The sequence below is a fragment of the Sorangium sp. So ce296 genome, from assembly GCF_051529605.1.
Taxonomy (GTDB): Bacteria; Myxococcota_A; Polyangia; order Polyangiales; family Polyangiaceae; genus Sorangium; species Sorangium cellulosum_D.
The window spans coordinates 6633360-6653694 of record NZ_CP150325.1; the positions used below are offsets into that span (position 1 = coordinate 6633360).

25 protein-coding genes are annotated in these 20335 nt (G+C 71.3%); 13 read left to right on the forward strand and 12 right to left on the reverse strand.

Annotated elements, in window-relative coordinates; genetic code table 11:
- The first annotated feature begins 193 nt into the window (after positions 1 to 193).
- The 5 genes from WME98_RS24635 (at position 194) to WME98_RS24655 (ending at position 5048) form a co-directional block, all read left to right on the forward strand.
- Positions 194 to 601 carry a hypothetical protein gene (locus WME98_RS24635; protein WP_437953488.1) on the forward strand — a complete coding sequence of 136 codons (408 nt, stop codon included), beginning with the start codon at positions 194 to 196 and terminating at the stop codon, positions 599 to 601.
- A 182-nt stretch (positions 602 to 783) separates the two neighbouring features.
- A complete protein-coding gene (locus WME98_RS24640; RefSeq protein WP_437953489.1) occupies positions 784 to 1869 on the forward strand; it encodes a Gfo/Idh/MocA family protein in 1086 nt (361 codons plus the stop codon).
- A gap of 187 nt (positions 1870 to 2056) precedes the next feature.
- Positions 2057 to 2623, forward strand: a complete 567-nt coding sequence (locus WME98_RS24645) for a hypothetical protein (protein ID WP_437954020.1) — start codon at positions 2057 to 2059, stop codon at positions 2621 to 2623.
- A 222-nt stretch (positions 2624 to 2845) separates the two neighbouring features.
- Positions 2846 to 3640, forward strand: a complete 795-nt coding sequence (locus WME98_RS24650; RefSeq protein ID WP_437953490.1) for an alpha/beta fold hydrolase — start codon at positions 2846 to 2848, stop codon at positions 3638 to 3640.
- Positions 3641 to 4052: 412 nt separating this feature from the next.
- Entirely contained in the window at positions 4053 to 5048 is a 996-nt protein-coding gene (locus tag WME98_RS24655; RefSeq protein WP_437953491.1) for a metal-dependent hydrolase, read from the forward strand.
- A gap of 284 nt (positions 5049 to 5332) precedes the next feature.
- Here WME98_RS24655 and WME98_RS24660 read toward each other — a convergent pair whose 3' ends face one another.
- Positions 5333 to 6358, reverse strand: coding sequence for an AraC family transcriptional regulator (locus WME98_RS24660; protein ID WP_437953492.1), 1026 nt, complete (start codon positions 6356 to 6358; stop codon positions 5333 to 5335).
- Between the two features lie 122 nt (positions 6359 to 6480).
- Between WME98_RS24660 and WME98_RS24665 the strand changes: the two genes are divergently transcribed.
- On the forward strand, positions 6481 to 7395 hold the full coding sequence (locus WME98_RS24665) for an NmrA/HSCARG family protein (protein WP_437953493.1): 915 nt from the start codon (positions 6481 to 6483) through the stop codon (positions 7393 to 7395).
- Positions 7396 to 7487: 92 nt separating this feature from the next.
- Here the strand turns inward: WME98_RS24665 and WME98_RS24670 are convergent, their stop codons facing one another.
- From WME98_RS24670 to WME98_RS24685, 4 genes are all read right to left on the reverse strand, one after another.
- Positions 7488 to 7862, reverse strand: a complete 375-nt coding sequence (locus WME98_RS24670) for a hypothetical protein (protein ID WP_061626301.1) — start codon at positions 7860 to 7862, stop codon at positions 7488 to 7490.
- Between the two features lie 239 nt (positions 7863 to 8101).
- Positions 8102 to 8722 (reverse strand): glutathione S-transferase family protein, encoded by a 621-nt coding sequence (locus tag WME98_RS24675; protein ID WP_061626300.1) that lies wholly within the window; start codon positions 8720 to 8722, stop codon positions 8102 to 8104.
- 288 nt (positions 8723 to 9010) lie between these two features.
- The gene (locus tag WME98_RS24680; RefSeq protein WP_437953494.1) at positions 9011 to 9169 is read right to left on the reverse strand and encodes a hypothetical protein; all 159 of its coding nucleotides are present in this window, start codon (positions 9167 to 9169) and stop codon (positions 9011 to 9013) included.
- 52 nt (positions 9170 to 9221) lie between these two features.
- Positions 9222 to 10661, reverse strand: coding sequence for an AAA family ATPase (locus tag WME98_RS24685; RefSeq protein WP_437953495.1), 1440 nt, complete (start codon positions 10659 to 10661; stop codon positions 9222 to 9224).
- Positions 10662 to 10781: 120 nt separating this feature from the next.
- Between WME98_RS24685 and WME98_RS24690 the strand changes: the two genes are divergently transcribed.
- The gene (locus WME98_RS24690) at positions 10782 to 11531 is read left to right on the forward strand and encodes a glutathione S-transferase (protein ID WP_437953496.1); all 750 of its coding nucleotides are present in this window, start codon (positions 10782 to 10784) and stop codon (positions 11529 to 11531) included.
- 100 nt (positions 11532 to 11631) lie between these two features.
- Here the strand turns inward: WME98_RS24690 and WME98_RS24695 are convergent, their stop codons facing one another.
- Complete coding sequence (locus WME98_RS24695; protein WP_061626310.1) at positions 11632 to 12603, reverse strand: aldo/keto reductase; 972 nt, start codon at positions 12601 to 12603, stop codon at positions 11632 to 11634.
- A 63-nt stretch (positions 12604 to 12666) separates the two neighbouring features.
- On the opposite strand from WME98_RS24695, the gene WME98_RS24700 reads away from it, so the two are divergent.
- The gene (locus WME98_RS24700) at positions 12667 to 13257 is read left to right on the forward strand and encodes a TetR/AcrR family transcriptional regulator (RefSeq protein WP_437953497.1); all 591 of its coding nucleotides are present in this window, start codon (positions 12667 to 12669) and stop codon (positions 13255 to 13257) included.
- A gap of 28 nt (positions 13258 to 13285) precedes the next feature.
- Here the strand turns inward: WME98_RS24700 and WME98_RS24705 are convergent, their stop codons facing one another.
- Positions 13286 to 13438 carry a hypothetical protein gene (locus WME98_RS24705; RefSeq protein WP_437953498.1) on the reverse strand — a complete coding sequence of 51 codons (153 nt, stop codon included), beginning with the start codon at positions 13436 to 13438 and terminating at the stop codon, positions 13286 to 13288.
- Positions 13439 to 13674: 236 nt separating this feature from the next.
- Between WME98_RS24705 and WME98_RS24710 the strand changes: the two genes are divergently transcribed.
- Positions 13675 to 13896: a hypothetical protein gene (locus WME98_RS24710; RefSeq protein WP_437953499.1), complete on the forward strand. Its 222-nt coding sequence runs from the start codon at positions 13675 to 13677 to the stop codon at positions 13894 to 13896.
- A 59-nt stretch (positions 13897 to 13955) separates the two neighbouring features.
- Here the strand turns inward: WME98_RS24710 and WME98_RS24715 are convergent, their stop codons facing one another.
- Positions 13956 to 14849: a LysR family transcriptional regulator gene (locus WME98_RS24715; protein WP_437953500.1), complete on the reverse strand. Its 894-nt coding sequence runs from the start codon at positions 14847 to 14849 to the stop codon at positions 13956 to 13958.
- 223 nt (positions 14850 to 15072) lie between these two features.
- On the opposite strand from WME98_RS24715, the gene WME98_RS24720 reads away from it, so the two are divergent.
- Positions 15073 to 15858, forward strand: a complete 786-nt coding sequence (locus WME98_RS24720) for an MBL fold metallo-hydrolase (protein WP_437953501.1) — start codon at positions 15073 to 15075, stop codon at positions 15856 to 15858.
- Between the two features lie 113 nt (positions 15859 to 15971).
- On the opposite strand, the gene WME98_RS24725 is transcribed toward WME98_RS24720, so the two are convergent.
- The 3 genes from WME98_RS24725 to WME98_RS24735 all read right to left on the reverse strand — a co-directional run bounded on the left by WME98_RS24725 (position 15972) and on the right by WME98_RS24735 (position 18498).
- Positions 15972 to 16757 (reverse strand): alpha/beta fold hydrolase, encoded by a 786-nt coding sequence (locus WME98_RS24725; protein WP_437953503.1) that lies wholly within the window; start codon positions 16755 to 16757, stop codon positions 15972 to 15974.
- A 16-nt stretch (positions 16758 to 16773) separates the two neighbouring features.
- Positions 16774 to 17409, reverse strand: coding sequence for an HD domain-containing protein (locus WME98_RS24730; protein ID WP_437953504.1), 636 nt, complete (start codon positions 17407 to 17409; stop codon positions 16774 to 16776).
- 81 nt (positions 17410 to 17490) lie between these two features.
- Entirely contained in the window at positions 17491 to 18498 is a 1008-nt protein-coding gene (locus tag WME98_RS24735) for a GlxA family transcriptional regulator (protein ID WP_437335402.1), read from the reverse strand.
- A 269-nt stretch (positions 18499 to 18767) separates the two neighbouring features.
- Here WME98_RS24735 and WME98_RS24740 point away from each other — a divergent pair, with 269 nt between their 5' ends.
- From WME98_RS24740 to WME98_RS24750, 3 genes are all read left to right on the forward strand, one after another.
- Positions 18768 to 19010 carry an addiction module protein gene (locus WME98_RS24740; protein ID WP_437953505.1) on the forward strand — a complete coding sequence of 81 codons (243 nt, stop codon included), beginning with the start codon at positions 18768 to 18770 and terminating at the stop codon, positions 19008 to 19010.
- Positions 19011 to 19319: 309 nt separating this feature from the next.
- Complete coding sequence (locus WME98_RS24745) at positions 19320 to 19673, forward strand: hypothetical protein (protein ID WP_437953506.1); 354 nt, start codon at positions 19320 to 19322, stop codon at positions 19671 to 19673.
- A 120-nt stretch (positions 19674 to 19793) separates the two neighbouring features.
- Complete coding sequence (locus WME98_RS24750) at positions 19794 to 19862, forward strand: HNH endonuclease (RefSeq protein ID WP_437954021.1); 69 nt, start codon at positions 19794 to 19796, stop codon at positions 19860 to 19862.
- 225 nt (positions 19863 to 20087) lie between these two features.
- Here the strand turns inward: WME98_RS24750 and WME98_RS24755 are convergent, their stop codons facing one another.
- Positions 20088 to 20324: a hypothetical protein gene (locus tag WME98_RS24755; RefSeq protein ID WP_437953507.1), complete on the reverse strand. Its 237-nt coding sequence runs from the start codon at positions 20322 to 20324 to the stop codon at positions 20088 to 20090.
- Between the last annotated feature and the right edge of the window lie 11 nt (positions 20325 to 20335).

Here is a 20335-nt window from a genome sequence, read left to right on the forward strand (position 1 = left end):
CCTCCGAAGCGCCGCGTCAGGCGGGGAGGGCGCCCGCCCGCGGTCGCGGCGGCCGGCCGCCGCTGCGCGCCCGTCGAGGATGGCGGCGTACATCGGTCGATTTGGATTGACGCCCGTCATGTTAACGTTAACATATGCGTCCTGAGCCGCGATCTCGCGGCTGAGCTTGCCCTTACCTGACAGGAGACGTCGCATGTCGATGAGCATGAAGCTGATGGGTGCCATGTTGATGAGCGTCGGCATTGGCTTTGCGGGGGCCGCGTGGGCCGCGGGCGGGGCGGCGGACGTCCCCGCTTCGGTGGCCGAGGGGAAGGATTTCGGTTGTGGTGCAAAAGGACAGAAGGCCTGTCCGATGCAGGGCTGGATGAAGACGGTGATGCAGTCGGCGACCACGAGCGGTGACGGCGCGAAGATCGCGTCGGCGCTGGATTACGTCGCGTCGAAGCCGCCGCCCGGGATGCCCAAGTGGGTAGCCATCTCGAAGGAAGGCGCGGAGAAGGCCAAGAAGGGCGACATCGACGGCGCCAAGGCGAGCTGCAAGGCGTGCCATGATCTGTACAAGGCGGAGTACAAGGCGAAGCTCCGCGACGCCGCGTTCTGAGGCGCCTTTCACGGCGCTCCCCCTCTCCGCAGCTCGCGCCGGGCGCGCCACCTCCTGGCAGCCCTGGCCGTACCCGCCGGGGCTCAGGCCAACGCTGGCCCGGGAGAGCTCCGGCCGATCCCGACGACGTTGCGTTTACAGACGCGCCGCTCGCCACTAGCCTGGCGAGCAGTGAGGTGCCCATGTCCACATCAGCCCAAGGTCCAGAGTCCGACGAACAACTCACCCCGGTGCGCTGGGGCGTCCTCGGGGCGAGCAACTTCGCGCTGACGGTCAGCCTCCCCGCCATGAAGCGGGGGCCCCTCACCCAGCTCGCGGCGCTGGCGTCGCGCGACATCGGCAAGGCGACCGCCGCCGCGCGATCGCTCGGCATCCCGAGGGCGTACGGCAGCTACGACGAGCTGCTCGACGATCCGGAGATCGACGCCATCTACAATCCGCTGCCCAACCACTTGCACGTGAAGTGGACGGCGCGCGCGGCCCGCGCCGGCAAGCACGTCCTCTGCGAGAAGCCGATCGCGCTCAGCGCCGAGGACGCCGAGGCGCTTGTCGACGTGCAGCGCGAGACGGGCAAGCTGATCGCCGAAGCGTTCATGATCCGCAACCATCCGCAGTGGCAGCAGGCGAGGGACTGGGTGCGCCGCGGCATGATTGGCGAGCTGGTCAGCGTCCAGGCGGCGTTCTCGTACTACAACCGCGACGCCGCAAATATCCGCAACAAGAAGGCGGTCGGGGGCGGCGCGCTCTACGACATCGGCTGCTACGCGGTGAACACGTCGCGCTTCCTGTTCGGGCGCGAGCCCGTGCGGGCGATGGCGCTCGTCGACCACGATCCAGAGTTCGGCACCGACCGCTTGACCTCGGGCCTGCTCGACTACGGCGGCGCGCACCTGACGTTCACGTGCAGCACGCAGGCGGTGCCCTACCAGCGCGTGAACGCGTTCGGCACCAAGGGCCGCATCGAGCTCGAGATCCCGTTCAACGCCCCCGGCGACCAGCCGTGCAAGGTATGGCTCGATGACGGCTCGACGCTGAACTGCAGCTCGGCCAAGGTCATCTCGTTTCCCACCGTCGACCAGTACCACCTGCAGAGCGAGGCGTTCTCGCGCGCCGTCCGCGCCGGGGGGCCCGTCGAGAATTCGATCGAGGTCGCGGTCGGCAACATGCGCGTCATCGACGCCCTCTTCCGTTCCGCCGAGAGCGGGCGCTGGGAGAAGATCTCGCCCGCGACAGGCGCGGGAGGGAGACCGCTCAGAAGCGTGCGTTGAGCGCGGCGAGCTCGCCCGGATCGCGGGCTGCCCCGCCCGTTCCCGGCGCGCCGTCGCCCCCCACGGCCAGGCGCCGTTCTTCACGAAACCTGCACGCATCGCTCCACCAAGCTCCACGAGCTGCTCATGCCGCCCACCCGTCACGTGAGCTAGGGTGAAGCCATCACTCAAGCACGGCGGTGAGGCGATGACAGGAACGGCGCACAACGGTGGCGGACGGCGCGGAAGCCCCTGGAGGGTAGCGGTCTGGGGCATTGCAGCGCTCGTCCTGCTGCTGCCCTTGCTCGCGATGCAGTTCACCGAAGAGGTAGCCTGGGATCTGGCGGATTTCGTCATCTTCGGATCCATGCTGGTCGGCGCTTGCGGCGTCTACGAGCTGGCTGCGAGGGTGACGAGCAACACCGCGTACCGAGCCGCCGTCGGCGTTGCGCTCGCGGCGGCGTTCGTCCTCGTCTGGATGAACCTCGCCGTCGGCATCATCGGGAATGAGGAGAACCCCGCCAATTTGATGGTTGGCGGGGTGCTCGCCGTCGGGATCCTCGGGGCCATCATCGCGCGCTTCCAGCCATACGGAATGGAGCGCGCGCTGGTCGCGACGGCGATCGCTCAGGCGTTGGTCGGCGTGATCGCGCTGATCGCCGGATGGGGCTACACCTTGATCCTGACAGGGGTCTTCGTCGCGCTGTGGCTCACCTCGGCCCGGCTGTTTCGGAGGGCGGCGCGGGAGCAAGCTCACGCGGGCGCAGCGCCGTAGGCGGACCCGCGACGTGCGCCATCGACCCCTGCGAGAGCTTGTCCGTGGGTCTCCACGATGCGTCCCGAGCCGCTCGCCGTCGTGTCCGGTTGCGCGGCCAAGGTCGGCAGGCGCGGGAGCCAGGAGGATTGACCTTGCGGACGCCACGTTCCCTGCTGCATTCTCCCGTCTGATGCGTGGATCCGCGCTCTCGAGGGGCGCTACCCCGCTCAGGTCGATGCCATGATCGCGGAAGCTCACCTGACCCTGCGAGGGCGCCGGTTCTCGTTCCTCGACTTCGGCGGTGCCGGGAGCTTCATCCTCGCGCTGCACGGTCATTTCGGGCGCGCTCGCATGTTCGCGCCGCTCGCCGCCGCGCTCGGACCCGGACACCGGCTGGTGGCGCTCGACCAGCGTGGCCACGGGCTCAGCGACCACGGCGGCCCGTTCACCCGCGAGGACTACGTCGAGGACGCCGCCGAGCTCCTGCGCGCGCTCGGCCTCGGTGCGGCCGTGGTGCTGGGCCACTCCATGGGCGGCGTGAACGCCTACCAGCTCGCCGCCCGGTACCCCGAGCTCGTACGCGCGCTGATCATCGAGGACATCGGCGCCGTCGTGCGCGAGCCGGAGGTGCCGCACCCGGTCCTCGACGTGAGTCGGTGGCCCGTGCACGCCCCCACCCGGAAGGCGCTCGCGGCCGCCATCGAGGCCCAGGGCATCCCGGACGCGAGCTACTTCATGGACAGCGCGATCGAGGACGCCGACGGCTGGCGTCTGCTCTTCGATTACGCCGACATGATGGCCTCGCAAGAGGCCCTGCTCGGGGACTTCTGGGATGACTGGCTGGCGTCCTCCTGCCCGGCCCTGCTGCTGCACGGGCAGGAGAGCCCGATGCTCTCGGCGTCGATGGCGCGGACGATGGCCGAGCGCAGGCCGCGGACCCATTGGACGACGTTCCCCAGGTGCGGCCACTGGATCCACGACGACGACCCAGCCGGCTTTGCCGAGGCCATCCGGGAGTTCCTCGCCCGGATCTGACGAGGTGCGCGGCGCTGACGAGCCGCCGCCGTCTCGCTGCCGCGGTCAGCCCGTGCTCGGCGGCGGCGCTCCTCGCCGTCGCCGGCACGGGCGGCCCGGCGCCGTTCTTCCACCGCCCGGCGAGCCTCGAGGCCGGCCGGCAGTATCCGCTGCTCGTGTTCCTGCACGGAAACCACGCTACGCGCGGCACGGGACAATATCCGCGCGTGGACGACACCAACGGTCACCTCGACAAGACGTCGCTCGCTCCGCGAGTCGATGGCGGCCGGAGCGTATCCCCCGGCTCCACTGCACGCCGCCAGATCCACGACGACAAGCGCGCTGCGCGCGAGGCCGCAGAGCTCGCCTCGGCGACGCCGAGCGGGTCACGGCCTTGCGCTCGCTCGGGGCCATGAGGTAGCTGACGACCCTCATGGACACGCTGACGCATGGGCTCCTCGGGCTGGCGGTCGGCGCGACGCGTCGCCCCGACATGAGGCCCGGCGAGGGGCGCGCGTCGCCGACCGACCGCGCCGTCCTGCTCTCGTGCGTGATCGCCGCCGAGCTGCCGGATCTCGACTATTTCTGGCCGGCCGGGGACGCGGTGCTGCGCACCCTTCGCGCGCACCGCGGGCCGTCGCACGCGCTCCTGTTCGCGCCGGTGGTGGCGGCGGTGGCCGCCGGGGTCGCCTGGCTCGTCCTGCGGCGGCGGGCTCGGTTCGGCCCGGTCTACGCGTTCAGCGTCCTCTCGGTCGCCCTCGCGCACCTCTTGCCGGATCTCTGGACCGGGTGGGGAACGCGCCTGCTCCTCCCGTTCTCGGACGCGCGCCTGACGCTCGACTGGACCGGCGTGCTCGACCCGCTGGTCACGCTGCCGCTCGCCCTCGGCGCGCTCGTCGCGTGGCGCCGGCGGGCGCGCTGGCGGCGCGCGGTCCTCGTCGGCGCCGCCGTCGCCGCCGTGTACGTCGGCGGCCGGGTCGCCATGCAGCAGGTGCTCGTCGCCCGCGTCGCCGCCGCCCACCCCGGAGCGCAGCGCGTCGCCGTGTTCCCCGCGATGCTCGGCGTGACGACATGGCGCTTCATCGCGGCGCACGAGGACGCTTACGCGGCCGGCACGGTCGACCTGCTCGGCGGCGCGCCGACCGAGGAGCGCCGGGTCGCGCGCGCGCCCAGCGGCCCTGTCCCCGCCCGTGTCGCCGCCGTCCCGACCGTGCGTGAGGCGCTCGCCTGGGCTCGCTTCCCCGTGGTCCGCCACGCGCCCGCCGGCGACGGCGGGACCACCGTGCGCGTCGCCGACCTCCGCTACCACCTGCGCGGCGACCCGACGCTCGAGTTCATCGTCGACATCGCCCCCGACGGCGCGGTGACGCGCGCCCGCCTCGAGCGCGGCGGCTCCGCCCGCGAGCTCCTCGACCGCTGGCGACAGTAGCGCTTCGCGCCCGCCACGAGCACGAAACGCACCCGCGTCGCCGCTTGCATTTGCCAGAGGCTTTCATCGTCGACGCAGAGGGCCCGAGAACCAAAGGAGACAAACCACAGAGGCACAGAGGGCACAGAGGAGAAGAGGGGTACCTACTTCACGAGTGTGTCTTGTTCGATCCCGATCGGCAAGTCGTACATCACCGCGTTGACCATCGACGAACAGTGATGATGAGCTGACCCGAGCAGCCGCTCGCCAGCGGCGCGCCGACGCCATGGGCGCGCATCGGCGCCTCACGCCCTCGGGGCGCGTCGAGCCGGCGGAGCCTGGGCTCGAGGCCGAGCGCCTGGCTCAACGCCAAGATCGCTCTGGCGCGCGTGCTGCTGGCGACGGTAGGCCCCCGGCGCCATGCCCGACCACTGCCGGAACGCGTGGCCGAACGAGGCCTCCGACGCGTAGCCGGTGAGCTGAGAGGTGAGCGCGAGCGTCGCGCCTTCGCGCAGCAACATCGTGGCCTTCTGCATGCGCATCCGCGTGAGGAAGCCGAGCGGCGGCTCGCCAACGAGGCTCGTGAAGCGCGCCGCGAAGGCAGACCGCGACAGCCCGACCTCCTCGGCGAGCGAGGCGACCGTCCACGGATGCTCCGGCCGACGGCTCATCAGGCCCATGGCCGTGGCCACGCCCGGGTCGCGCAGCGCGCTGACCAGCTCGAGCGATCGACACGAGTGCGAGGGCCCGTCGCCGAGTGTCTCGACATACGCCCGCATCACGTGGACGAACAGCACGTCTGCCATGCGAGCGAGCACGAGATCGGCGCCGAACGGCCTCGACTCGATCTCGCGCGTGAGGAAGCGGAGGTGCTCCACGAGCGACGTCTGACCCGCGCCCGCACCCGCGAGCCGGAACGCGGGCGGCAACGACGACACGATCGGGACGGAGAACGGGTCCTCGAGCTCGACGAGCGCCGACGTGGTCCGCGTCTCGGTCCCCGCGCCGCCCAGGGTCAGGTGCCACACGCGACTGTCGCCGCTCTCGCGGACCCCGGGCAGCTCTTCGAGCGCGACGACCGGCGTGCCTTTGCGATCCCGGAGCGAATGCGCCCGGCCGTGCGGCACCACGGCGACGTCGCCGGCCGTCAGGTCGAGCGCGTGGCCGTCGTCCTCGGTCGAGAGCCAGGCCGCGCCGCTCACCACGTGGTGGATGCAGAAGGTCGAAGGCCTGCTTCGAAGCGCGACGCCCCACGGCGTCCTCGCGTCGAGGCAGGCCCACGACGTCGCCCTCGCTCGAACCGAGGACAGGAGCTCGCTCAGCGGGTCCACGAGCGGCCCCGGATGGACGATTTCGCAAGCAACCTGGACGCGCTCGACTGGTCGCCTCCGCGCGAGCGCCGCATGGTTGGGGGGTAATTCGAGGCCTTCATTCGCCTCTGAAAGGATAACTCATGTCCACCGAAGCGACCACCGAGCCGGTGCTGGTCACCGGCGCCACTGGCAGGCAAGGCGGAGCCGTCGCCGCTGCGCTGCTCGAGCGAGGCGTCCCCGTGCGTGCGCTCGTTCGTGACCCCGGCGCGGCCCCTGCGATCGCGCTGCGCGCCCGCGGTGCGGTGCTCGTGCGGGGCGACTTCGACGACCCCGGCTCGCTGCGCGCCGCCTGCGAGGGAGCGCGGGCGGTGTTCTCCGTGCAGCACCCGAACATGGCCGACCTCGAGTCGGACTCCGAGCGAGCGCAGGGGAAGAACCTCGTCGAGGCAGCCCGGGCGACCGGCGTTCCGCAGTTCATCCATACGTCGGTGTCCGGAGCCGGCGCGCACCACCGGCGAGCGCCGGGCTGGGAGCTCGAGCGGGGCGCCAGCCGCAACTACTGGGAGAGCAAGGCGTACACCGAAGAGCTGGTGAAGAATGCCGGATTCCGTTTCTGGACCCTCATCAAGCCGTCCTTCTTCATGGAGAACTTCGTCCGCCCTTCCATCATGTTCGAGGGGGGCACGGGCGACCGCCTGCTCACCACGATCGCGCCTGACACGGAGCTCGCCGTGGTCGCCGTGCAGGACATCGGGGCAGCGGCCGCGGCCGCCGTCCAGGAGCCGTCACGGTTCCACGGTGTGGAGCTCGAGCTCGCCAGCCAACGGTTGACGATGCGCGAGATCGCTCGTGCGCTGTCCCGTGCGCTCGACCTCCCCATCGAAGCTCCGTCGCTCACGGCCGACGAGGCCGTCGCCCGGGGTCTGATGCCCATGATCGCGCGCCCGCACGCGCGGCTGAACCACTACGGCAGCCCGGCCACCCCCGAGGCGGCGCGCGCGCTCGGCATTCCGCTCACCGACTTCGAGACCTGGCTTCGACACCACCGTGTGTGAATCTCAACCCGGAGGCCCTCGGCAGCCGTCGTGTCGAACGATTCAGGTGACGCTGTAGCGTCCGCGCTCCTGAATGGCTCGCGGCAAGCCGATCACGATCCGGGCGGACGGAGCTGCTTGCGGACCTTCTTGATGAAGGTCTGCGTGCACTTTCCGTGGGTGGCCTCATGCTCGATGATCTCGAGCGTGAGCTTGGCCTTCGTCCCGCTGGAGAGATGCGCAGCCGCGTTCACCTCCCTGGCGAGCTGGATGCCCTCCAGCGACGCGGGTCCCTGCGGCTTCTCGACGGCCGCCGTCTTGTTCGGCTGCCGGTAGTGGGAAGGCTTCGTCTTGGTGACGTCGCGGAAGCGGGGGTCGTCCGAGCGCCGGCCGGTGCCGTGGCAGCCCGGGCAGGTGGCGGTGCTGCCGGAGAACGAGTTGGCGATGCGGCCGTCGCCGCCGCAGACGCCGCAGGATTCACTGGTCATGAGCCAGGCCCTCGGGTCGGGGTAGGTGCTTCGGGTCCTTCATGCCGAGAGCATACAGGCGATCGTGGCTCGTGGGAGCCTCGCCTGGGGCGATCCTCCGTTTTGCGCGTGGTTCGCTGCGAGCGCAGCGGCGCGCCCGCCCCCTCGGCACCGAGCCGCCCGTCCGCGGGTGACTGCGCCGATCGGCGGCCCGGCTCTCCGGGTGATGCTCCGCGAGCGCCACGGTTGGGGCGGAGACGTCAGCCCGGCCGGACCCGCTTGACCGCAGGACGGCTCGTGCAGCGGGCGATCCACGCGTTCACGTTCGCGAACGGCGAGAGATCCACGCCGAAGCGGGCCAGGAACGGCAGGGCCGTCACGAGCGCGACGTCGGCGAGCGAGAACTGGTTGCCCACGAGGTACTCCTTGCCCTCGAGCGCGCGGTCGAGGATCCCGACCCCGTCCGCGAGGTCCTGCTTCGCGCCCTCGGCGACCTTGGGGTTGCGCTCGTCGGCGGGGAAGCGCTCCAGCGTGTTGCGCAGGAGGCGCGTCGTCGCCTCGTACAGCGTGACGTTGGCCCAGGCCATCCACTTGAACGCCTCGGCGCGATCGGCGCCGAGCGGCGGGAAGAGGCCCTTGTCCACGCCGTAGCGCTCGCCGAGGTAGAGCAGGATCGCGAGCCCCTCGAAGATGGGCTTCCCATCGACGACCAGCAGCGGGACCTTGCCGTTCGGGTTGAGCGCGAGGTACTCGGGCTTGCGCTGATCTCCCGCCGCGAGGTCGAGCTTGACCTTCTCGTAGGGGACGCCGAGCTCCTCGAGCGCCCAGTGCACTCGGTCTGCGCTCGTCATGGGGGCGTAATAGAATTTGAGGTCGGACATGCGGCGAGCAGAACCCCGCCGCGCGCGCTCCGCAAGGGGCTTCGTTCGTCGCGCATGAGCTCGATCTCGGTCGGCGGCGCTCGACCTGAGGCCGTCACGCCCGCGGCGCCGTGAGGCGGCAGGGATCGCGCGCTACGACACTCGCTGCTGGATGATCCGCGCAAGGCTGTTCAAGGGGCTTCGCGCGGGCACCATGAAGGTCGGCTCGCTCTTCGCCGATGTTCGCGACATGCCGAGCGATCGTTGCGTCTATTGCGGCACCACGCCCCCGCCAAAGCTCCATGGCGATCATCCGATCCCCAGGCATCGAGGTGGCCCCGAATCGGCGCCGGCTGGATGCGCAGGGGCGCGGCGCGCCGCGATGGCCTGCTCGTGGACGGCGGCGTAGCGGCCGCCGGGCGCGACGATGACGTAGGCCGTGAGCGGGACGTGCAGCTCCGTGGACACGTGGCGCAGCTCCAGGCCAGCGCGCCATCCTCGCGGGTAGGCGTCGGGCGGCTCACTCCGACATGGCGCTGGCCCCGAGCAGGCTCTGGGTGAGCTTTCCGCCTTCGACCGCGAGCTCGCGTAACGCGGTGTCGATGTGCCGGTCCTCGACGACGCGCCCGGCCCCCTCGTCGGCGGCGAAGAGCGCGGCCTTGCGCAGGAGCTCGCGGAGGAAGGCCGCGCTCACGCCCTTCGTCCTCGCCACGAAGGCGTCGAGCTGCGAGAGGCGCAGCTCGAGCCCTCGGCCGTAGAGCTCGAAGAGGCGGCGACGGCAGCCCTCGTCGGGCAGCGGCACCTCGAGCGCCTGATCGATGCGCCCCGGCCGCGCCGCCAGCGCCGGCTCGAGGATGTCGGGCCGGTTGGTCGTCAGGATGAAGAGGATGTCGGCGTCGTCGGAGAGCCCGTCCATCTGGTTCAGCAGCTCGAAGAGGACCGCGTTGCTCCCCGCGCACTGCCGGGTGCGCTCCTCCGCGACGAGATCGACGTCCTCGAGGATCACCGTCGCCGGCTCGAGCAGGCGCGCGAGCGCACACGATTGCTCGATGAGCCCCATGCCCCGCCCGGTCAGCAGGATCACCGTCCGATCCGGCATCTGCCCCGCGAGGTACATCGCCGTGAGCGTCTTGCCCGTACCAGGAGGTCCATGCAGCAGCATGCCGCGCTTGAGGTGGCGGCCCATCGCCCTGAGCTCGCCGCGGAGCTCGGCGAAGCGGACGGCCTGGCGCTCGATTCGCTCGAGGAGACCTTGCGGCAGGATGATCTCATCCTTGCCGATGGCCGGCAGCCGATGAAACCGCACGTCGATGGTGCCTTGCTGCGGCTGCTCGAGGGAGATGACGTGGCCCCGGTAGATGCTCCGCGCGCGCATCGTGTTCCGCACCTCGGCGAGCACCGCCTCCGCTTCGGCGCGCTCCGCGGCCATCACCTCCAGCGTGAGGCTCTCGCGCCACCCCGCTGACGCGCTCACGTACACCACCAGGCGCTGCTCGCCACGCCGGACGAGGTGCACGCCGCTGCGGACGCAGGCGATGACCCGGCCCTGATCGAGCGGCAGGTTGACGTACTCCACGGGCCCGACGTCGATCCCTGCGCCGGGCATCGCGCTCCGGGGCGACGCGATCTGCGAGAGCCTCGCCGTGAACATCTCGTGCGTCGAGGTGATCCCGAAGAGCTCGGCCTCGCGCTCCGGCTGACCGAGGTAGGCCTGGAGAGCGAGGTGCAGGTTGGGGTGCTCGTACTTCGCAAACTGCTCGGACACGACGGGCATCTGCGCCGGATCTCCGCCCAGGTGCTCGCGAATGCGCCGCCGTATCTCCGGCTCCTGTGCGGGCGCCTGCGCTGCCATCTGCTCGAGGAACGCCTGAAAAGAAGCGCCGAACGTCGACGGGTCGAGCTTGGGGTCGGTCATCTTCGTCACCACCACCGCCGAGGCTACACGAGCCGCAGCGGCCATGGACCTCTCCTTCGGCGGCGCGGCGCAGGGCGCACCGGCTCGCGTGCCCGCGCCGGACCCGGCGGACCGCTCGGCCGCGCGCCCATTGACCGCGGCGCTCGGCGGCGCGAGTTATCCGTCATGAACGCGCCCACGTACGAGCTGTATTACTGGCCGGGCATTCAGGGCCGCGGCGAATTCGTGCGCCTCGCGCTCGAGGACGCCGGCGCTCCTTATGTCGATGTCGCCCGCCTGCCCGCGGCGAAGCACGGCGGCGTCGCCGCCATGCAGAAGCTCATGAAGAGCCACGCGCTCGCGCTCGAGCCCTTCGCGCCGCCGTTCCTCCGCTCCGGCGACCTCGTGATCGCGCAGGTGGCCAACATCCTCTTCTACCTCGGCCCGCGCCTCGGCCTCGCGCCGGACGACGAGGCGAGCAGGCTCGGCGCCCATCAGCTCCAGCTCACCATCACCGATCTGGTCGCCGAGGTGCACGACACGCATCACCCTATCTCCGTCGCGCTCTATTACGAGGACCAGAAGCCCGAGGCCCTCCGCCGCAGCCAGGCCTTCCTCGCCGAGCGTATGCCCAAATTCCTCGGCTATTTCGAGCGCGTCCTCGAGCGCCACGGCGGTCGTCACCTCCTGGGAGGCGCGATGTCCTACGTGGATCTCTCGCTGTTCCAGGTGATCGAGGGCCTCCGCTACGCGTTCCCGCACGCCATGGCCGCCTTCGCGCCCAGGATCCCTGGGCTCGTCGCGCTGCGCGACCGCGTGGCCGAGCGCCCGCGGATCGCGGCCTACCTGGCCTCGGATCGGCGGATACCCTTCAACGAAGACGGCATCTTCCGGCACTATCCGGAGCTCGATCCGGCGCCGTCGAAGAGACGATAGCCTTCATGATCCGTCCTTGAAGCCTCGTCGATGAGGGTTTCCCGGCGCGGCCGGGAGCTCCGTCAGGGGGGGGCCGGCGTGTGGGCGCGACCCGAGTCGCTTACCGCGCCGCGTACTTCATGACGAACGGGGGATACCGATCGCCGACGATCGCGCCCGGCGCGAACGCAGCGTCGAGCTGCGCGAGCTCGTCCGGGGAGACGCGCACGTCGAGCGCCGAGAGGTTCTCGTCGAGCCGCGCGCGCCGGCTGATGCCGACGAGCGGCACGATGTCGTCGCCGCGCGCGCGCAGCCACGCGATGGCCAGCTGGGCTGGCGTGCAGCGCTTCCGGGCGGCCATGTCGACGAGCGGGCGAGCGGCGCGGACATTCTGCTCCAGCGCGTGTCCCTCCATCCGCGGCGCCACGAAGTGCGCGCCAGGGCTCGGCGCCGTCGCGCCGCTGAGCAGCCCGTCGGCGAGGACGCGGTAGGCGACGATGCCGATCCCGAGCTCGCGCGCGGTCGGCAAGATCTCTGCTTCGATGAAGCGGCACGCGAGCGAGTACTCGATCTCGAGCGCGGCGATGGGGTGCACCGCGTGCGCGCGGCGCAGGAGCTCTGCGCCGACCTCGGACACGCCGACGTGACGGACTTTGCCCTCGCGCACGAGGTCGGCGATGGCGCCGATCGTCTCCTCGAAGGGCACGTCGGGATCGGGTCGCCCGGGCTGGTAGAGGTCGATCTCGTCGACGCCGAGGCGCTGGAGCGAGTAGGCCGCGAACGTCTTCACCGTGGCCGGGCGGCCGTCCATCCCGAGGAACTTGCCGCCCGGGCTACGCAGCATGCCGAACTTCACGCTCACGAAGGCCCGGTCGCGCCGGCCTTCGATGGCGCGTCCGATGAGCGCCTCGTTGTGCCCCATGCCGTAGAAGTCGGCGGTGTTGAGCAGGCTCATCCCGGCGTCGAGCGCCGCCTGGATCGTGGCGATGCTCTCGGCGTCGCTGCCGGCGCCGCGGCTGGGCGACATCCCGCCGCAGCCGAGGCCCAGCGCGCCGACGAGCGGACCGTTCTTGCCGAGATGCGTGCGCGGTATCATGGGCATCGTTCGATCCCCCTCCTCAATGTTAGAGCGAACGCTCTAACAATGGTTCGCCGCATGCGCACTGTCAACCCCGACCAGCACGAGAAGAAGCGTCGCGAGCTCCTCCGCGCCGCCCTGCGTCGCTTCGCCGCCGAGGGCGTGCAGGCCTCCATCGCGAGCATCTGCGCCGAGGCGGGCGTCAGCCCTGGGCACCTCTACCATTACTTCCCGAGCAAGGAGGCCATCCTCGAGGGCATCTTCCAGCTCGTGCTCGACGAAGCGACCGCGCACCTGTCGGGCGACGTGAAGGACGCGCGCGACCTCCCCGCGCTCGTGGCCGACCTCTACGGCGGCAAGGGGCCGGCCCTCCTCTTCGACGTGCTCGCCGAGTCGCAGCGCAACGCCGCGATCGCGGATCGGCTCCGGCGCCACAGCGCCGAGATGAAGCAGCTCCTCGCGGGCGCGATCGCGCGCGGACAGGCCGCCGGCCTCGTCGACGACACGCTGCCGGCGGCGGACCTCGCGACCATGGTGCTCGCCGTGCTGGACGGCAGCAAGGCGATCCGGCTACGCGATCCAGCCGTCGACCGCGACCGCGCGCGCGAGATGCTGCTCGCGCTCGTGTCGCGCGTCCTCAGCACGTCCGGTGATCGACCCCTCCGATGATCACGAATTGCTGACTCAGCTGCTGCGGTTACTCCGACTCGCCCTCGGCGAGCGCGACGGGCTGGTCGCTCTCGGTGAGCACGCCGCGCCCGTGCCACACCATCAGCACCGCATAGAGCGCCGCGAGCACGCGAAAACCGCTGAGCAGGCCGAAGCGCTGCCCGAGCGAGCCGCCCGCCACCGCGCCGATCAGGCTCCCGGCCGGCCCCGAGAATCCCGACCTGCCCGCGCAGGCGCTCGACGAGCGGCGTGGCCGAGCGCCCGCGGCCGGGGGGAGCCCCGGAGAGCACGCGATCGCCGACGACGACCGTCGCCAGCAGCCGCCGCTGCTGCGCCGCGATCTCTCGATCCACGCGGGCCATGGTCGCGAGCAGGGCGCGTGGCGTGTCGAGGAGCAGGTGCCGATCCCGCATGTGCGTGACGACCATGTTGTACGCCTCGACGCCCGGCGCGAGGCGGTTCACCGTCGCGATCTCCTCGGGCACCGGACCGGCGCTCGTGAAGGGGCGCCACGAGAGATCCGCGCGCGCCATCCCGATCGACGAGTCCAGGGGCCCGGCCGGCCGGCGCGCGAACGGCGGAGCACGCTCCCGGCGTCACGCGGGCGCCACCGGCTCGCTGCGGGGTCAGGTGGCCTGATCGGCGCGACCCTACGCGCTGGCCTGGTGGCGCGCCCAGCGCGCGCGGGGACTGCGCCGTCAGCGCCGCGCGGCCCTTCCCTTCGGCGGGCGCCACGCGCGCAGGCTCTCCACGAGGAGCTCGAGCACCGCGCGCACGCGCGGAATGGCGCGTGCGCTGCGCGGGCAGAGCAGGACGAGCGGGCGTCGGACGGGTGGCAGGTCCACCTTCAGCGCACAGAGCGGCGGCCGCCTGCCGAAATGCGGGTGCTCGCGCGGGAGCAGCATCGCGCCGAGACCTAGCTCGCACGCGCGGATCTGAACGAGGTAGTCGTCGGATGCGAAGGACGGGCGCCAGCCCGGGATCCGGCGTCTGAGGACGCTGTTCGGCGAGAGGTCGTCGAACGGCGGCGCCCAGCCGATCCAGGCAAGATCGGCCGGGTCGGTCTTGCCCGCCACGCGCGCCGCGTACTGCTCCGACGCGAAGGCGCGCAGCTCGAGGTCCACCGAGGCGACGCTGGTCTCATCGGCGGGGGCGCCCAGCCGCAGCGCAAGATCCGCTTCCCGCCGGATCAGATCGAGCGGGCGCACCGTGGACACCACGTGCAGCTGGATGCTCGGCGTGCTTAACGAGATCGCTGCGGCGAAGGGGGCGAGGAAGGCGTGCGCGACGCCGGGGGGCGCCGTCATCCGGACCACGCCCGCGGGCGCGTGTCGCCGCTCGGCCGCGCGGGTCAGCTCGGCGGCCCAGTCGGCCATCCGCTGCGCGGGCTCGAGCAGGCCGGCCCCGTAGGCCGTCAACGCGGCGCCAGCGACGCCCCGGTCGAACAGGGGCTCGCCGAGGACCGCCTCCAGCTCGGCCAGGCGCCGGCTCACGGTCGGCTGGGTCATCTGCAGCTTGCGCGCGGCGGCGCTCAGGCTGCCTGCCTCCGCCACCGCGAGGAATAGCCGTGCGTCGTCCCAGGAGATATTCATCTGCGTATATCTACATGCTGGTTTCGTCAGTTTTTATCCATTTTTTCGAGAGCACACTGGCGGCATGTCCATCCACGCCACCCCTCTCGTGTCCCGCACACTCCTCGCCTCGGCGCTGCTGCTCGGCGCCTGTACGGAGCCATCCCCAGCGCCGAAGGCCCCACCCGCGTCGACGCATGACGCGGGGAAAGCCACCCTCGGCGAGCCGACCACGCTTCAGGCGATGGAGGCGCTCCTCCATGACGCAGGCCCCATCACCGTCCAGACCGTCGTCAGCGCGCGGTGGGAGTCGAGCCGCAGCGGGCTCATCAACCTCGAACACGAGCGCGCCGCCGCCTTGACCGACGGCGCTGAGCCGGTCGAGATCACCTTCCACGCGCTCGCGCACCCGACCCGGGGCCTGTACATCATCGACACCGGTGCGGCGCAGTCGCTCGCGGCGCACGACCATCCCCTGAGGACTGGCGCCGTCGGGCAGGCGTTCAACTTCGGCGCGTTGCGGGTGGAGGCCGGCCTCGGCGTCTGGCGCGGCGACCGGTCGCTGGCCGGAGTGCTGCTCACGCACCTGCACTTCGACCACGTGCTGGGCTTGCCCGACGTGGCGCGCGACGTCCCGATCTTCCTCGGCCCCGGCGAGTCCGCGTTCGAGAGCCCCTTCCATGCGCTGACGCAGCCTGTCGTGGACCAGCTCCTCGACGGCCGCGCGGCCCTTCAGGAGTGGGAATTCGACGAAAGCGGCGCGATTGACGTGTTCGGCGACGCCTCGCTCTTCGCTCTCGCTGCGCCGGGACACACCCCGGGCTCGGTCGCCTACGTCGCGCGAACACCCGAGGGATCCGTGCTCTTCACCGGCGATGTGTGCCACACCGTCTGGGGCTGGCGCAACGACGTCGAGCCCGGGACGTTCTCGTACGACCGCGCCGATAGCGCCAGGAGCCTCGCCTTTCTCCGCGCCCTCGCTGCCCGCCACCCGTCGATGCAGGTGCGCCTCGGGCACCAATCCCTGTGACCGCGCCCGGCTGCGCGGCGTTGTCGGCGTCCGCCGTCAGGACCCCCCGTCCGCAGGAGGGTGAAAGCCTGGCCGTTCGCGGTGTTGCCGAACCCGTGCTGGAGGCTTCCGGCTCACGCGGATTCGAGCTCCGTGACGAAATCACGCAGCGCGGAGGCGAGCGCGACGGGCGCCTCGAGGGGCGACAGGTGCCCTGTGCCCGGCAGGACGCGCAGGCCTGCGCCGGCGATGCGCGGCACCACCTCGCGCCGCAGGACGTCGAGGCGCTCGACCTTGTCGAGCTCACCGGCGATCACCAGGGCCGGCGCGTCGATCGACGCGACGTCTGCGGAAATGTCCTCCAGCGACGCGACGTGCGGCCAGGCGGCCTTGGCGGCGGGCGCGCCGCGCAAGCTGTCCTCGATCACCTGCTGGCGCAGCGCGGAGCTCAGCGGACGCGCGGTCAGCACATGATCGAGCACAGAGCCGATCGATTCCGGCGAGTCGTAGGCGCGGGCCATGGTCGCGCGTTGCTCGTCGCTGAGCGGCATCGGCGTGGGCGGCGCAGGGGCGACGAGGACGAGCCCCCGCAGTCCGGCGGGCCGGCGGGACGCTAGCAGCTGCGCGACCTTGCCGCCCATCGAGTGGCCCACCAGCACGTGGCGCTCGAGGCCGAGCACCTGGATCACGGCCTCCGCGTCATCGGCCAGATCGCCGATGCGATAGCCCTCTTCCGGTGCGTCGGAGTCGCCCCAGCCGCGGTGGTCGATCGCGACCGTGCGGCACCTCGGGGAGAGGGCCTCGGCCACCGCCGCCCACGTGCGCGATGAGCCGCCCCAGTAATGGAGGAAGACGAGGGCGATGTCGCCCTCGCCTCGCTCCCGGACATGGATCTGGATCCGGTTCGCCGTGATCTTCATGAGCGCTCCGTCCAGCTCAGCTGTCGAAGGGGGCGCCCTCCAGGAGGGCGCTCGCGTCGAAGGGCTGAAAACCCGGCACGTAGCGGCGGCCGAAATCCGAGAGGAAATTGCCGGCCGTAGTGTGCGGCTTCCGCTCCACGACGCCGCAGAGGGCGCGCCGGAAATCCTGCTTCATCTCCAGCCGCGGATAGGCCCTCAGGATCTCCTCGACCGCTCCGCGCGGCAGCGCCTCCAGCCCGACGCCGCCGTAATCGATCCCGATCCCGAGGTGGGCGATGGCGACCTCCGGCTCCTTGTGCGGCGCGATGCCCAGGCTCGTGTGCAGCGCGATGGCGTCCCATACGAGGGACGCCTTTTCCCGGGGCAGACCGCGGTCGGCGAGGAAGGTCCGGGCGGCGTTGGCGCCGTCGACTTCGAAGCGCTCGGGGCCGGCGAAGCGCTCGGTCAGGCCGAGGTCGTGCAGCACCACGGAGAGGTAGAGCAGCTCGCGGTCGCAGGCGAGGCCGCTTTGCCGGGCCGCGAGCTCGCCGAAGTAGTACGAGCGCATCACGTGGTGGAAGAGGTAAGGGGCCGAGACCTCGCGCGCGAGCGCGGTCGCGTCCTGGGCGAGGCGCGTGTCGGGGGCGTGGATTCCTGCGATCGCTGTGGTCATGGCGGGGGCTCCTGTCTGCCGGCGAAGGCCGAGCGAGAGGAGGGTGCGCGCTCGCTGGCCGGGCGCCCCGCCGAAGTGCGGTCATTTCCTGCCACGCGCGCGGGCGTTCCCGGAGAAGCGCTCCCGGTACTCGAGCGGTCCCACGCCGAGCCGGCGCAGGAAGGTGCGTCGCAGGTTCTGCTCGTCGCCGAAGCCGCACTGGTGGGCGATCCGCTTGAGCGGGAGGTCCGTGCCGGCGACGGCCTGGCAGGCGGCCTCGAGGCGCATGGCCGCGACCGTCTTCGCCGGCGTTTGCCCGAGCGCGGCCGTGTACGCGCGCGCGAAGGTGCGCGGGCTCATCCCCGCCTGCGCGGCCAGGCGCTCGACGCGGAGATCGCCGGCGAGGCGGTCGGCCATCCAGGCATGCAGGTCGGCGAAGGTGCCGCCCTCGGCGGCCTGCGCCGCGAGCGGCGCGCTGAACTGCGACTGTCCGCCAGGCCGCTTGAGGAACACGACGAGCAGCCGGGCGACCGCCATCGCCGCGCGGTGCCCGAGGTCCTCCTCGACGAGCGCGAGGGCGAGGTCGATGCCCGCGGAGATGCCGGCCGAGGTCCAGATCGAGCCGTCGCGCAGGTAGACGGAGTCCGCGTCGACGCGGACGCGCGGGTGGCGCTCCGCGAGGAGCGGCGCGGAGCGCCAGTGGGTCGCCGCGCGGCGACCGTCGAGCAGGCCCGCGGCGGCGAGGAGGAAGGCGCCCGTGCACACGGCGCAGGTGCGGCGCACGCGCGGGGCGCGGCGGGCGAGCCAAGCGACGAGATCGGGCGGCACGGCCGGGGCCTCCGGCGGCCCGCTGCCCGGCACGATCAGGGTGTCGATGGCCTCGTCGTCGAGCGCCGCGAGCGGCTCGGCACAGGCCGCGAGCCCGGTCGTGGTGCGCACCGGCCCGCCGGCCGTCGCGGCGACGATCGCGCGATACGGCGGAGGAGCGCCCGGCGCGCGCAGGGTGTTCGCCACGGTGAAGGCCTCGAGAGGGCCGGCGAGATCGAGCAGCGCGACGCCCTCGAAGGCGAGCAGGACGACGAGGCGGGGCTGGGTGAAGCTCGGTGGCATGAGGGGAGAGTAGATAGATCGAGGCGGGCCGGGCGGGGGCGCGGCAGAGCGGGAATGCGCGCGATCCCGCGGGCGCCCGCGCCACGATGCTGCCGCCGTGCCCATCGCCGGCCGATGGTCGACGTCGACTGGCGTGGCGCTTGCGATGACCGCGGCCCCGGCTCGGCCGGACGGCGTCGCAGTGCGTGGTTCGTCGTCGGCGCGGATCGTTCTCGACTGCGAGGGCCGTGTGCTGCGCCGTCGCGGTACCTCGTTGTATCTTGCGGCTCATGGAACGAGCCATCCAGGCCCCGCCGCCCGGCTTCGACGATCTCACCGTGCACGAGCAGATCGAGTACATCCAGGCGCTCTGGGAGCGGATCGCGGCGAGGGAGGACGAGGTGCCGGTACCCGAGTGGCACAAGGCCGAGCTCGATCGCCGGCTCTCCGAGTACGAAGCCGCACCGGAGGCTGGCCGGTCCTGGGAACAGGTCGAGGCCGACCTCCGTGCGCGCCTCGCGACGCGTCGATGAGCCGGCTCCTCGTTCGCCCGTCTGCCGAGCTGGACATCCAGGAGGCGGCCCCCGCGCTCCTTTCCATGCGCATCTCGACCTTTCCACCGCCGGGCGCTCGCGATCGTCGGCGCGCACAGCCCGGGCATGTCCCAGCTTCTACCCGCCCGCGGCCGGCACGCAGGCAAGGCACGTGCGACGCGCCGCAAGTTCTCGCGATCATGCTACGGAGTTCGAGCTGTCCTGCGCAACGACGATGCTCTCATGCAAGGTAGGAGAGGCCGGCCGTTGCCCCGGTGCTCCCGGCCTGGTATGGCTAGGGTGGCTGTTATGAGCTGGACCAAGGATGACCAGAGCAAGCTCGACCGTCTCCGTGGCAAGGAGCTCTCCGGCACGCTGACGGAACCCGAGCAGGCGGAGCTAGCGGCGCTCATGGCGCGGATCGAGGCGGAGGAGGCGGCGCTGCTTGCCCCGGAAATGGCTCGGCTGCATGCCGAGGCCGGAGACGTGGCGGCCGAGCTGGCTCGGGTCGAGAGCGAGAACGAACAGCTGGCCCAGCTCATGGCGCAGCAGCAGGCCCTCGTGGCCGACACGCGCAGGTTCCTCGAGGAGTTCGACCGGCGCCGCGCCTCCATCCTCGACGGATTTGCCCGTATCGCCGGCGGACCGCTGCACGCTGCGTGAATGGCCGTCTCGACGGAAGCGCGCGCCATCGTCCGGGTCGCCTTCGGTGGCCAATGTGGTTACTGCGGCGTTTCCGAAACGTCCGTGGGGGGTGAGCTGTAGATTGATCACTTTCACCCGCTGGCAGCGGGTGGGTCCGATGACATCGAGAACCTCGTCTACGCTTGCACCGCGTGCAACCGGTTCTAGGGCGACTATGCGCCCGTACACGATGCACCTGAGAGCTTGCGGCTCCTTCGCCCTCAGCGTAACGATTTCGGCGTGCACGTCGAGGAGACGGTCCACGGTAGGCTGATCGGGCTCACGCCTCGTGGCTGGTTTCACATCCAGCGACTGCACCTCAACCGCCCGCAGCTCGTCGAGAGGCGCCATTGGCTCCACGTCCTTCAGGCGCAGAGAGCCGATCTCTCGCGTTCACGGGAGGCGGAGGCGCGTCTGCGGCGGGAAAACGAGGCGCTCCAAGGCGAAATCACGCGTCTTCGGGCAGCCGTGGCCGCTTTGCTTGGTGGAAGCGAGCGCTGAATCCGGCGCCGTGCGCAGCACGGTGGAGCGGCCGACGTAGAGGGCGTCGTCGGAACCGCGGGCGAGCAGGCGCGTCTCGCCGACGCGGCCGTGGGCGTCGAGCGCTGCGATCCAGAGCTCCTCGTGCACGCGCGACGCGA